The sequence below is a fragment of the Chryseobacterium sp. KCF3-3 genome (genome assembly GCF_045865955.1).
Lineage (GTDB): Bacteria > Bacteroidota > Bacteroidia > Flavobacteriales > Weeksellaceae > Chryseobacterium.
In genome coordinates this window covers 1,987,786-2,000,849 of sequence record NZ_AP035792.1, presented here as the reverse complement: position 1 = coordinate 2,000,849, position 13,064 = coordinate 1,987,786, and the positions used below count along the sequence as shown (strand labels likewise).

At 36.0% G+C, this 13,064-nt stretch carries 14 protein-coding genes; 5 read left to right on the top strand and 9 right to left on the bottom strand.

The window, feature by feature from the left end; translation table 11 throughout:
• Positions 1-144: 144 nt before the first annotated feature.
• From ACKTTZ_RS08985 to ACKTTZ_RS08970, 4 genes are all read left to right on the top strand, one after another.
• Positions 145-912 (top strand): rhomboid family intramembrane serine protease, encoded by a 768-nt coding sequence (locus tag ACKTTZ_RS08985; protein ID WP_079240009.1) that lies wholly within the window; start codon positions 145-147, stop codon positions 910-912.
• Between the two features lie 33 nt (positions 913-945).
• Positions 946-2,055, top strand: coding sequence for a DNA-processing protein DprA (dprA, locus tag ACKTTZ_RS08980; protein WP_407848433.1), 1,110 nt, complete (start codon positions 946-948; stop codon positions 2,053-2,055).
• Positions 2,056-2,245: 190 nt separating this feature from the next.
• Positions 2,246-3,604 (top strand): NADP-specific glutamate dehydrogenase, encoded by a 1,359-nt coding sequence (gene gdhA / locus ACKTTZ_RS08975; protein ID WP_034691843.1) that lies wholly within the window; start codon positions 2,246-2,248, stop codon positions 3,602-3,604.
• A 126-nt stretch (positions 3,605-3,730) separates the two neighbouring features.
• On the top strand, positions 3,731-4,102 hold the full coding sequence (locus ACKTTZ_RS08970) for an iron chaperone (RefSeq protein WP_253315929.1): 372 nt from the start codon (positions 3,731-3,733) through the stop codon (positions 4,100-4,102).
• A 43-nt stretch (positions 4,103-4,145) separates the two neighbouring features.
• Here ACKTTZ_RS08970 and ACKTTZ_RS08965 read toward each other — a convergent pair whose 3' ends face one another.
• The 3 genes from ACKTTZ_RS08965 to ACKTTZ_RS08955 all read right to left on the bottom strand — a co-directional run bounded on the left by ACKTTZ_RS08965 (position 4,146) and on the right by ACKTTZ_RS08955 (position 6,145).
• On the bottom strand, positions 4,146-4,448 hold the full coding sequence (locus ACKTTZ_RS08965; RefSeq protein ID WP_034691849.1) for a hypothetical protein: 303 nt from the start codon (positions 4,446-4,448) through the stop codon (positions 4,146-4,148).
• Between the two features lie 236 nt (positions 4,449-4,684).
• Positions 4,685-5,173: a YkgJ family cysteine cluster protein gene (locus ACKTTZ_RS08960; RefSeq protein ID WP_079243811.1), complete on the bottom strand. Its 489-nt coding sequence runs from the start codon at positions 5,171-5,173 to the stop codon at positions 4,685-4,687.
• Complete coding sequence (locus ACKTTZ_RS08955) at positions 5,174-6,145, bottom strand: ion channel (protein WP_407848429.1); 972 nt, start codon at positions 6,143-6,145, stop codon at positions 5,174-5,176.
• 139 nt (positions 6,146-6,284) lie between these two features.
• Between ACKTTZ_RS08955 and ACKTTZ_RS08950 the strand changes: the two genes are divergently transcribed.
• Positions 6,285-6,665, top strand: a complete 381-nt coding sequence (locus tag ACKTTZ_RS08950) for a group III truncated hemoglobin (protein WP_034691857.1) — start codon at positions 6,285-6,287, stop codon at positions 6,663-6,665.
• Positions 6,666-6,760: 95 nt separating this feature from the next.
• Here the strand turns inward: ACKTTZ_RS08950 and ACKTTZ_RS08945 are convergent, their stop codons facing one another.
• From ACKTTZ_RS08945 to ACKTTZ_RS08920, 6 genes are all read right to left on the bottom strand, one after another.
• Positions 6,761-7,831 carry a calcium:proton antiporter gene (locus tag ACKTTZ_RS08945; RefSeq protein WP_034691860.1) on the bottom strand — a complete coding sequence of 357 codons (1,071 nt, stop codon included), beginning with the start codon at positions 7,829-7,831 and terminating at the stop codon, positions 6,761-6,763.
• A gap of 66 nt (positions 7,832-7,897) precedes the next feature.
• The gene (locus ACKTTZ_RS08940) at positions 7,898-8,236 is read right to left on the bottom strand and encodes a DUF6122 family protein (protein WP_034691863.1); all 339 of its coding nucleotides are present in this window, start codon (positions 8,234-8,236) and stop codon (positions 7,898-7,900) included.
• A 28-nt stretch (positions 8,237-8,264) separates the two neighbouring features.
• Complete coding sequence (locus ACKTTZ_RS08935; protein WP_407848426.1) at positions 8,265-9,503, bottom strand: hypothetical protein; 1,239 nt, start codon at positions 9,501-9,503, stop codon at positions 8,265-8,267.
• Complete coding sequence (locus ACKTTZ_RS08930) at positions 9,504-11,525, bottom strand: hypothetical protein (protein WP_407848424.1); 2,022 nt, start codon at positions 11,523-11,525, stop codon at positions 9,504-9,506.
• 17 nt (positions 11,526-11,542) lie between these two features.
• Positions 11,543-12,211, bottom strand: coding sequence for a hypothetical protein (locus ACKTTZ_RS08925; RefSeq protein ID WP_034691871.1), 669 nt, complete (start codon positions 12,209-12,211; stop codon positions 11,543-11,545).
• 133 nt (positions 12,212-12,344) lie between these two features.
• Positions 12,345-13,061, bottom strand: coding sequence for a DNA alkylation repair protein (locus ACKTTZ_RS08920; RefSeq protein ID WP_253315923.1), 717 nt, complete (start codon positions 13,059-13,061; stop codon positions 12,345-12,347).
• Positions 13,062-13,064: the final 3 nt, after the last annotated feature.

Genomic DNA, 13,064 nt, shown 5'->3' with positions numbered 1-13,064 from the left:
ATATTTCTATAAAATCAATGCCAAAATAATAAGTTCAAAAGTTAAATTTAATACCTTTTGTCTTAAAATCAGGTCGGTAGAAACGAATTCATCGACAAATTTTCCGAAATTTATTATTGGCTTTTGATTTGACGTAAAATCCACATGTTCAAAAATGTAATTTCCAAAAGAGCGGTTATATACCCATTGCTGATGCTTTCAGCGATGTGGTTCGGGTATTTTTTACAAATGCAGGGCTTTTTTCAAAGCTGTTTTGGAGCCATTATTCCTCTCTTACCTGAGGGATTGCTTGGCGTGGTTACCTCTCCCCTTTTACATGGAAATATTGATCATATTATAGGAAATTCTATTCCCATAGCAGCCCTTATGTTTTTGCTGTATCAGTTTTATCCATTGGTTGCCAACAAAGTCTTTATCATCGGCTGGCTGGCAACGGGACTTTTGGTATGGCTTCTTCCTCCTATTGATATCCTTACTGGTGAATATATGTACACTTGTACCATCGGAGCCAGTGGTGTAGTTTATGTACTCGCTTTTTTCCTATTCTTCAGCGGGGTATTTAAATGGAATACGAAACTTCTCACAATTTCAATGCTTGTTGTGCTTTATTATGGCAGTTTGATCTGGGGTATGCTTCCTGAAGAATTGTTTTACAATATGCAGGAACCGAGTAAAATTTCATGGCAGGCCCATCTTTCCGGAGCGGTAGTAGGCAGTATTATTGCATTTGCCTTTAAAAATGTTGGCGAAAAGAAGAAAAAGTTCATCTGGGAGTTTCCGAATTATTACAGCGAAAAAGATGATAAATTGTGGCAGGAATACAAAGAAAATCATCCTGAAGACTTTATGGAGCTTCCTTACAAGAAAAAGGATGATATATGGGATCATTTGGATGAATTGAGAAAAAGATAAAACTTATTTCATTACATTTGAAAAAAAACACACATGACCTCCGAAGAATACTTATATGCCATCGCCCTCCGCGAATGCAGCCAGATTGGCGATATTCATTTTCATAAACTTATCCGTACTTTCGGAAGCGCTCAGGAAGCCTGGAAAAGAGCAAAAAAAGAGTATAAACAACTGGAAGGGATAGGACAGAAAACAGTTTCAGATATTGGAAATAAGTCTCATTTGAAATTCGCAGAAGAAGAATTAAATTTTTGCGAAAAAAATAATATTCAAATCAGGTTAAAACATCTCAAAGAAATCCCTTCTCTACTCAATGAATGTAATGATGCACCGGCTATTCTTTATCAAAAAGGGAATATCGGGAATACACAACCAAAAGTAAGTATTGTAGGAACCCGAAATATGACAACTTATGGAAAACAGTTTATTGAAGACTTCTTCAAAGCAACACAATCTTCAAAATATACATCTGTAAGCGGTCTTGCTTTAGGAGTTGATAAAGAAGTTCACGAACAGTCTATTTGTCATCAAAAACCCACTGTAGCAGTTCTTGCACATGGTTTTCAATATTTATATCCGGCAACAAACAGAAAACTTTCTGAAAAAATTTTACAGGAAGGAGGTGCATTAATAACGGAGTTCAGCTCTTCCAGAAAACCTGACCGGGAAAACTTCATCCAAAGAAACAGAATCGTGGCAGGAATATCTCCTGCAACTATTGTAGTGGAAACCGGTTTTGGAGGAGGTTCTGTGAGCACAGCAGCCTTTGCCAATGATTATAACCGTGATGTTTTTGCACTCCCTGGAAAAATCACGGAAAGCAGCAGCCAGGGATGTAATCAGCTGATTTTCCACAATAAAGCAACCGCTATTTCTACCATAAAAGATCTTATCGGACTCCTCGGATTAAATGATCCGAAAGAAAAAATGGAAGAGTTATTTCCCCACAGCGAGAAAAGCATACAATTGTCTGATAGTCAGAATTTAATATATCAATCTATCAAAGACCATCCTCAGATTTCTCTGGATGATCTGTCACAGAAAATTGAAGTTTCTACTCACAAAATTTTGCCAATAATTTTAGAATTGGAACTTTTAGGGAAAGTAAAATCGTTTTCCGGGAGGCAATTTATAGCAATTTGATATTTAACGATTTCTTAATATTGCATTATTTCACACATAACATTTCATTTTTAATAAAATTTGATCATAAATTATCAATTTAATAATATTACGAAACATTATTATTTAATTTTTAACAATGTTGAAATACAGTGTTGTGAATCTTGAAAAAAAAATTAAATTTGTTGACAATAATATTCAACCTTAATATATGGAACAATATAATATTGACCAGAAAATCCAAGAGTTTATTGCAAAAATTGAAGCAAAAAATCCTAACGAACCGGAATTTTTACAGGCTGTAAAAGAAGTTGCCGTAACAGTAATTCCATTCATTGCTACTAAAAAAGAATATACCGGAATGAAGCTGCTTGAAAGAATGGCTGAAGCTGAAAGAATTATTATTTTCAGAGTTCCATGGGTTGATGACAAAGGAGAAATTCAGGTTAACAGAGGTTTCAGAATTCAAATGAACTCTGCTATTGGACCATACAAAGGAGGAATCCGTTTCCACCCTACTGTAAACTTATCAGTTCTTAAGTTCCTGGCGTTCGAACAAGTATTCAAAAACTCTTTGACAACTCTTCCAATGGGAGGTGGTAAAGGAGGTTCAGATTTCGATCCACAAGGAAAATCTGATATGGAAGTAATGCGTTTCTGCCAGGCTTTCATGACAGAATTATGCAAGCACATCGGTCCTGAAACAGACGTACCTGCAGGAGATATCGGTGTTGGAGCAAGAGAAATCGGATATTTATTCGGACAGTACAAGAAAATCAGAAATGAGTTTACCGGAGTTCTTACAGGAAAAGGTCTTGCTTATGGAGGTTCATTAATCCGTCCTGAAGCTACAGGATACGGTGTTGTATACTTCGCAGAGCAGATGCTTAAAACGATCGGACAAAATTTCCAGGATAAAATTGTAACAGTATCAGGTTTCGGAAACGTAGCTTGGGGAGTTATCAAAAAAGCAACTGAACTAGGTGCTAAAGTAGTAACAATCTCTGGACCAGACGGATACATCTATGATAAAGATGGTATCAGCGGAGAAAAGATCGATTATTTATTAGAACTTAGATCTTCAGGAAACAACAGAGCTGAAGACTATGCTAAAAAATATCCATCTGCCGAGTTCCATGCTGGAAAACGTCCTTGGGATGTGAAGTGTGACGTAGCTTTCCCTTCTGCAACTCAAAATGAACTAGATTTAGATGATGCAAGAAAATTAGTTGAAAACGGATGTATCTGTGTAACTGAAGCGGCTAACATGCCTTCTACACTAGATGCAATCAACTATTTCTTAGACAATAAAGTATTATTCTCTCCTGGTAAGGCTTCCAACGCTGGAGGTGTTGCTACATCAGGATTAGAAATGACTCAGAACTCTATCCGTCTTAACTGGACTTCTGAAGAAGTTGATGCAAGATTAAAGGAAATCATGATCGGTATCCACAAAGCTTGTAGAGACTACGGAAAAGACGAAGACGGTTATGTAAACTACGTAAAAGGTGCAAATATTGCCGGCTTCGTAAAAGTAGCAGAAGCAATGTTGGCTCAAGGAGTTGTGTAACAAAAAAACAAAGGTTGGGAAAAACTCCCGACCTTTTTTGATATAGCCTGTTCCCGGGATAATGGGAAAAAAGTAAAAAGTGAAAGGAGAAAGCGCTGCTATATGCAGTGCTTTTTTTATTTTTATATGATGAAAAACACCTTTAAAAATATTGATGAATACATCCTTCTGTTCCCGATAGATGTACAGAAAAAATTGCTTGAACTCAGAAAAGCAATTCATTCTCAGGTTCCGGATCTGGAAGAATATATCGGGTATCAGATGCCCGCATTCCGTTACAAAGGAAAGCCTTTGATTTATTTTGCAGGATATAAAAAGCATATCGGCTTCTATCCCGGAGCTGAAGGCATCCACAATTTTGAAAAAGACTTTGAAGAAAGAAAATATAAGTTTTCAAAAGGAGCCGTTCAATTTCCCATCACTGAAAAGCTGCCGCTGGATCTGATCACCAGGATTTTATTGTTCAGAGTGGAAGAAATTGAACAAAAAAAATCCTGAAATACAAGATTTCAGGATTCCGACTAGTGTTTGCTAAAGTGCTTTACTTTTTCTTCTTTTTGTCTTTCTTCTCTTCTTTAGGAGCATCTGCAGGTTTAGTGGCATCAGTAGGCGTTGTACTTACTGATGGATCCGTTGCAGGTGCAGTTTCCATTGTAGTGGCAGGTGACTTTTCCTGTTGATTCTTCTGATCCGAAGGACTTGTAGTCTGTGTATTCGGTTGTTGAGTTTGAGTTGTCGTAGTGTTATTAGTAGAAGTATCGGCCGGCTTTTGTGGTGTTGATTGTGCTGATACTGCGATTACTCCGACTAATGTAAACGCTGCCGTTAAAAATAACTTTTTCATAATGTAATATTTAAATGATTGTTTAACTTAAACGAGGCATCATTTATAAAATTATGTGTAAAAGACTTATTTAACGTACTTTATAATTATTTAAGAGGAATTTGGAAAAATGAGTTCGGATGATTGGGCTTGAAGAGTGATGCTGGAAGCAGGAAGTTTATTTCAGTGAAAATATTAGCTAAAACGGTTTATTATCAAGACTTCCCATTCCTATCATCCAGCTCCCCGTCTTAGGTTTACTTCGTCACATTCTTCATCATTTTTTCTACGAATTCAAATGCTGCAGGACAGATAACAGTATTTTTCAGCATCAAATTATTGATCTGATAAATCTTTTTACGGTCTGTATGAGGATATTCACGACAGGCTTTTGGCCTTACGTCGTAGATAGAACATGTATTATCGTTGTTCAGAAAAAAACAGGGAAGATTCTGCAATACTTTATCATTATCTTCATCTACTCTTAAAAACTTTGCTTCAAAGTCTGCAGACTTCATTCGGAGATGTTTGGAAATTCTCTCAATATCTTTTTCGGTATAGAGAGGCCCAGTTGTTTTGCAGCAATTGGCACACTGCAGACAATCTATTTCTTCAAAAACTTCATCATGGGTTTCCTGCACTATATAATCGAGATTTTTGGGCGGTTTTTTCTTTAATCCGTCCAAAAATTTCTTGTGTTCTTTCTGCTTTTGTATCGCTTGTTTTTTATAAAAATCTAAATCCATTTATTCTTTGTTTCTCACGGACTCCGGAAGTTCTTCTTTTTTATACTCGTTAATTTTATCCAGATCCAGTACCGTTGAGAGATTTTCTTTGTTTGGATAATACATCGGAACAAATTTGGCTCCGTATACAATTTCTCCTGTAGTATACGAAGATCTTTGAACCACCGTATTTGAAAAGACTTCGTCAAATGCGCGTACCTGTACGATAAGCTCAAGATCTGTATTTTTAAAATCTTCTTCAGAAAAACCGTAAAACGGAGAGTTTTCATCAATTTTATGCACTACAGTCCAGTTGAGGGCCAATGTATTGATCTTGCCCATCTGCGTGGTAAGTCTGTAAAAATTACTTTTGGCAACCCCGTTTTCCACAACTTCAATAGCTACCGATATAATAACGTCTGCATCCGTCAATGCATTATTTTTATAGGGAGCAAGCCTGAACATTAATGCTGAAGATTCCTGAAAAGGAGCGATAACTGCTATATCAGAAAATCTTAAGTATGCCCTCGGTCTTGAAAATCTTCCGTAAAAAAGCCCGGTTGCAATGGCAAAGGTAAGCAATCCCAGAAAAGCTTCAAAAGTTGCTACAAGACTTGCCAAAAATCCTACCGGAGCGATTCTTCCATAGCCAACCGTAGTAAATGTCTGGGAACTGAAGAAAAAGACATCAATAAATTCATTGAGTGGATCACTCTTATCTATTCCTGTAAGATGCTCTACCCCAATCAGGTAATAGATCATGGCAAACAGAAGATTAATGAGAATATAAGCAACCACCAGATAAGAAATAAAACGAAATGAGGATAAATTCAGCATGGTGTGATACCAGCTTAGCCTGTTAAAAACATTCACTCCTCTTCGCTGAACATTCGGGAGACCATCTTTATTGATGAACCTTCCTGAGGCATTGGTTCCGAAACCACTGTTCTCCGCATTTTTCTGACGGATTTTTTTTCTGAATCCTCCTGTCATTCTATATCATTTGTTTTTGAGCTGGTTATACGAATTTCGTTTTTCTGCTAATTCTGATGCAAAGATAAAATATTGTTTTGATGAATTTTATCAATTGATTCATTTGAGTTTTAATTTGATTTTGGAGTACATTTGAGGTATGAAAAAACTGGAGTCAAGAGAAGATATTGAACACCTTGTCAATTCATTTTACAACAAAGTTGTTAAAGATGAAACCATTGGATTCTTTTTTAATGATATTGCTCAAGTAGATTGGGACAAACATCTTCCTAAAATGTATTCTTTCTGGGAGTCTATTCTTTTTGGGCAGATGAGCTATAAAGGAAATCCAATGGGTGTCCACTTCCCGATTAATGAGATACAGGCTATGGAGCAAAAACACTTCGACCGATGGCTGCTGCTTTGGCGTACTACCATTGAGGAAAATTTCGTAGGCGAAAATGCTGATATGGCAATCTATAAATCCGAGAATATAGCCAAACTGATGGCTTTCAAAATGGAGTTGGCGAGAAGATTATAGTGATACGGGATTCGGGGTACGGGATATAGATATCGAGGTTAAATTCCCGGATTTTTTTTACAGATAGACTGATTTGTAATTTTGTACTTTTCTTCTTAAGGAACAATTACCGTAAAGATATAGGCTGCCAGATTCACCAACAGAACAGTCCCGTACAGGATATTTGTTTTTCCACGACTTAAAGAGAGCATCACAATAAATACGGATAAAGAAAGCAGAATAATGTCTTTTTTATCCAATCCTAATACCAGTGGGATATCATACATAATGCATACCGCTGAAACCGCAGGAATAGTGAGACCGATACTTGCCAGAGCTGAACCCAATGCCAGATTCAAACTGGACTGAATTTGATTGGCTCTTGCTGCACGGATCGCTGCAACGCCTTCAGGAAGAAGAACTACAGCAGCAATAATTACCCCAACCAGAGATTTTGGAGCTCCAAGACTTTGCACCATTCCCTCTATTGTATCAGACAATCCTTTGGCCATCAGTACAACAATCACAAGGCAAATCACTAGAAAGACAAAGCTGATAAGTGTTTTGGGTAATGAAGGTATATAATGCTCTTCAGGATGCTCATCAGGAACAATAAAATAACTTCTGTGACGCACAGTCTGCACCATCAGGAAAACCCCATAAATGGCAAGACATGCGATGGATATAAAAATAAGCTGAGCTTCGTTATAGAATGGTCCGTTGACACTCGAAGTAAAATTGGGAAGAACAAGGGTAAGTACCAGAATGGAAACAATACTCACCAGATAAGTAGTTGCTGAAGTTCTTGCAAAGAACTGTTCATGATATTTAACGCCACCTACTAAAATACATATTCCCAGAATTCCGTTGAGAATAAGCATTACAGCAGCAAAAACAGTATCTCTGGCCAGCGTGATCGCCTGATCTCCGCCGGCAACCATCAGCGAGATGATAAGCGCCACTTCAATAATGGTGATACAAAGTGCCAGGATAATGGTTCCGAAAGGCTCTCCTACTTTATGAGCCACAACTTCAGCATGATGCACTGCTGATAAAACGCTTCCGATTAATAAAATACCGGCAAGAATATCGTAAAGAACACCACTTCCCATCAATCCGGAAAAGTAGTATCCTACCGCCAGAATAGGAAAAATATAGGTATAATGTAAAAGTTCTTTTAGTCTCATATCTTGACTACAAAATACAAAAAATCTATAATAATTTCAATATTAAAAGAAAATATTAATGATATTTTAATGAGGCCAGAAGTTAAAGTCCTGATAATCCGTGAACATATGAAACAGAAGCCCAATTCCTATAATCCTTATATTTCCTTTAAAGAACAGCAGCAAAAAATACACCGCAATGGCATAATAAGAATGTAAAAAATGAAAACCTATGCTTCCCCTTGACGGATCAAAAATAGGATTGGCAAAAAGATGATCCAGATCTACCAGCATGGTAGCAAGAAGAATAAAATATGCCTTTTTCCAATTTTTACGATAAAAAACCAATGCAATAAAAACCGGAAAAACGAGATGTAAAAAATAATGAGTAAAAGTTTTGAGCAATGCGATGTCTGATGGAGCCATTAATGAAAATTTTATTCGGGTTCTATGCTTACCACCGTAAAATTAAGGGTAATTCTCCTTTCTTCGCTTTTATTTTTAGCCAATAATTCTGAGCCTTGTTCCCATACAACACGTAATCGATATCAGAAATGATCTTTTTCTCAGTGTTACTCAATGTTTTCAAAGAAGAATACAGCAAAGCATTATTTCTGATCAGCAGGTAATTTTCTTTGAGCTGGGGAGATAATGATACGGATTTTCGGGTTGACTTTATGATGACCCCTTTATTATTCCTTTTGATTTCATTGGGCTGAAAAGGAATTGCCGTGAATTGATTTTCTTCATTGATCCACTTTTTAGACTGAAAGTATTCCCAGGTCTTTTCGGGATCATTACTTGTAATATCAATGGTATAATTCGGTTGGGTAATTTTTTGGAAAGTCTTCTTTTCAACTTCATTGAAATTATCATCATATTCATAACTGATAATGGTATCATTAACCTGCTCGAGATTTGCAGCGGCTTTTAAGGAAACAGCCTGTGAGGAATCTGCTACACTCTTATTAAAAAAACGGGTAAAGTTTTTGATGTTTTCTTTGTCTAACTCCAGTTCCAGAAATTGATTTCCTTTCTGAAGCTTTGAAGCAATTGTATTAAAAGTCTGAAGATCTGAGTTATTTTTAATCTCAATTTCATCATCATTTAAGTCGATAGAAAAGTTATGAATTTTCCCTCCCGAAATGAATGAAATACTTCCCAATGTATTTTGAATAAAACGGTCTGCCTCCCAAACATGGTGTACAGAATTCTGAAGAAGCTTTTTTTGAAGGGTTTCAAAAGCATGATCTGAAGTTCCTGCAATACAATAATTTCCATCTATCATAAAGAAAAACTGTTCCTTCTGAAAACGGTTATTTCCTTTGGCAACAAAGTTTTGCTTCTTTAAATAGGTGATGAATTTTTGCGAATCTTTAAGTTCTAAAACACTGTACCATTCTGAAAATTTAGTGTCTTTGACGTGGAATATCTGCAGAAAATCCGGAATTCTGATTCCTGCATCTTTCAGTGAACCGGAGGTTTTACTCTTTGCTTTGCTTCCGGACCATTTTGAGGGATGGGTTGCCAAACTGAAGAGGTATTGTCCCGTTAATTTCTTCGTGTCAATTAAGACCACTGCATCTGTATTATCAGGAATATATTGAAGGCTTTTATCTTTGTGAAAAGCTACAAAATATACTGCAACAGCCAGCAATAAAAATAACGGGACAATAATCTTCTTTTTCTTCATCTATAAAATTTGAGGCTTCTTTTCTGTTTCTTTAGCTTTAAAAACCTGATCGAATATATCAAAGAAATACATTAAGCTGTTTTCTGAAGAATCTTTGATGTTATAGTTCATCTCAGTCTGGATACTTTCTCCTTTTACTTCAGTTTTATAATACAGCTCTCCTACATTTTTTTTGATCGCCTCTAATGTTTTTCTTTCTTTCGGACTTTTGAATTCTTTATCTAATCCTGTTAAAAGCTTCTGGATATCCAGTCTGCCGGACAATGGATATTTAGCGGAGTCTTTGGCCCATTTTCTGGAAATATCAGATTGGCTTACCGGTAAATTATTATCTGCAGCACTCATCAGGTATACTACTCCATCTTTTACAGTAAAAAACAACTGATCTACATATCCTCCGTTTTTCTCTTCTTTAAAGGTGTAAAGGTTTCCTTTTTTAGAAAATCTCTTGGACAGTTTTTTGTTGGTTGTCAGCAAATCAAAAATACGGTTCCAATACCCTTCATTCTCTGTTGCAAAAGCGAAAGTGAAGTTAGGAACAGCGATTTCTTTGGTTTTCTTTACTTCTTTTTCATTAAAATCTGCATCATATTCATAATCGGTATATTCTACGGTTTTGGATTTCAATTCATTCAAAACAAAGATTCCGTTTCCAGGGGCAATTTTGGTAATCGCTTCTTCATCCAGTACAATTTTCATGGTTTCCATGATCAGCTCCATTTCTTTTTTGTACTCGTTTTCTCCGGAATTCTGAAGAAGACTGTACATCATGTCAAAACATTTTGCACCATTCACATTCATGGCATAGTAGCCAACACTTTTCTCATTGATCAGTTCCAGCAGTTTTTTGTTTTTCTTCCCTTTATAAATGGCAGAAATATTCTTTTGAATGTCAGCATTTTTGTGCTGATAATTATTAACCAGTCTTACTTTATCTTTATCAAAGTACAGATTGTATGCATAGTTGGAATTGTACATGTTTTTGAAAAACTGTCCGTAGCCGTAATACTTCGTCATTTTTCCATAGATTCCTTCGTTTACAATCCTTCCATAATCTGTGTAGACAAAAACATCGGAATTGGCATCTCTGAATGACAGCATTTCTTTAGGCACTTCAATTTCTAAATTTGAACTGAAATATTGGTCAAAACGATCTTCTGCGTTCTTTTTAACAACCCTGAAGTTTTCTCTGCGGATAGAATCCTGTTCTTTCTGAAAAGCTTTTTCTTCTTCTTCTTCATCATAAGCATCTTCAGGCATTTCTTCTCCGTTTTCAGAATTTTCAGCAGTTTCTTTCTCTGCAGGATATTTATGATGTTTCTCCAGATATTTGATATCCTTCTGAATTCTTGCAATCTCGTTGTTGTTATCTTTTATACTTTCTTTCAGATACTTGATATCATCCTTCAGACTTTTGATTTCTTCTTTATAATCAAAAGGTTTTTCCGGTTCTTCTGTATACACTGTATCTCCCGGCTCTGCATAAGCGGAATCAACCACTGCAACAGCAGTACTGTCTGCAACTGCTTCCTCTGCCCAAAGATCCTTATAAGTTTTTGTATAGCTGATCATGCTCAGAACAGCACGGCTTCCGTTCCACGCTACAAAAATATCATCGTTGATATCTACATAAGAATAGTTCTTTCTGCTGGAAACCTCCTGGCCTTTTTTCTTCACAGAGTTAATGAACTCCTGAAACTTTTCCTTATTATCAATGATAAAATGGGTATTATAGGCTTTAATAGAGTCATTAAAACTTGCATAATGGTATTGAACAGCATCGTATTTGATTCCTGTTTTGGAATAATCTGTCCATGAAAGATTTTCTTTGCTCTTTTTGCTGAGCTCATGCAGCAAAGGATTCAGTTTATTCCAGTTGATTTTATTATTAAGCTGTTTTCCGTTAACTTCCATATAAAATACGGCATCGGAAGGAATTTTCATGCTGTTTTGGGCTAAAATCAATGTAAAGCCAAAGAGAACGAAAATAATTGTTTGCGTTTTTAAAAAGATAGATTTCATGACTATAGTTTAGAAATTTATTGAAAAAGAATGGTGTTTTGTATTTGTTTTTTCTGAAGGATTAAATCCAGGATATCTGCTTCCAGTTTAAGAGCCTTTTTGTTGGGAGAAAGCACGTAAGCAGTATTCGATTGTGATTTCACCGGATTTTCAAACTGCATGATGGAAGTATACCGAGCATCGTTAAAAACTTCTTTATCCCCCTTACTCATCTTGTCATAATCAGCCTTGAAAGTATTGACCTTATTCCTTGTCAAGGTCTTTTTCTCAAGATTTTGGCTGTAAACCTGAGTTGGAACCATTTTACCCAATATTTTCTGGGTTTTCAGTTTTTCAAGACCTGCATTAATGTTTTCAATTTTTTTGAAATTACAGCTCAGCTTGATGATGTAATTATCAAAGTCCATAGATGTTTTCACATTACTGATTCCTGGTGTTGCTTTAAAGATTTTGGCAGCTTCATTGATTTTATTTTCAATTTCTGCCTTTTTAGGAACTTTTTTTCCGTTGATGGTTTCCATCTTTGAGATAGAGGCAAGTCTTGTTTTGCTCTTGCTGGCATTAAGAATAATGGTATATTCTCCTGTTCCGTCAGCTTTTATATTCACTTTATCAAGAATATCAAAACAGCTTGTCAGGAACAGCAAAGGAATACATAGAAGAAATAATCTGAGAAAATTTTTCATGATTAGGTTTAAAAGCACAAAATTACTCAATTCTGACCTTAAATCCTTATAATCTTTGATTTTTTGGGCATAAATAGCTGTTTCCCGGTACTTTTTTGGGGGAAAATACGGTACTATTTCCGTATATTATTTTTTAAACTCGTCCTTTAAGATAATCCTGACGAAGATCTTCATCCAGTTTTTCAATAGCATACCGAAGACAGGTTCTCGGCATTTCTTTGTAATATAAATTCAGAAAGCTGATCAGCTCACCTTCATTTTTATTTCCCATTTCCCTTAGCAACCAACCGTTTGCTTTGTGCATCAAATCATGAGGATGTTTCAGATTTCTGATAACAAATTCTTTGGTCAGATCAAATGAACCCTTTTTTATATAGTGCATAGTTCCCACTACAGCAATTCTCTTATGCCACATTTCCTCAGATTTCGAAAGCTCTACAAGAAGACTTTCTTTCTGATTTTCAAAAACATACCTTCCTAAAATCTTATAACAGGTAGAATCTACCAGATCCCAGTTGTTCACATAAGGAAGATGGTTCAGGTAAAAAGCGACCACTTCTTCTTTTACTAATTTATCTTTTGTTTTCTCAAACTTTGAAATCAGCATAAAAAGAGCTGTCAGCCTGTGCTCGTGGTATTTTGAAGAAAGTAATGTACTGAGTTCTTTTAAATCTATTTTCGAATAATATTCTTTGGCCACAGAACGTTGATCCGGAACTTTCACTCCCAGAAACAAGTCGCCTTCGCCATATTCACCTTTTCCTGTTTTAAAGAATCTTGGAAAAAATTCCGCCTTTTCAGGAATGGATAAAACAGCAAGTGCTTCCTGTATTTCTTTAATGATGCTCATATG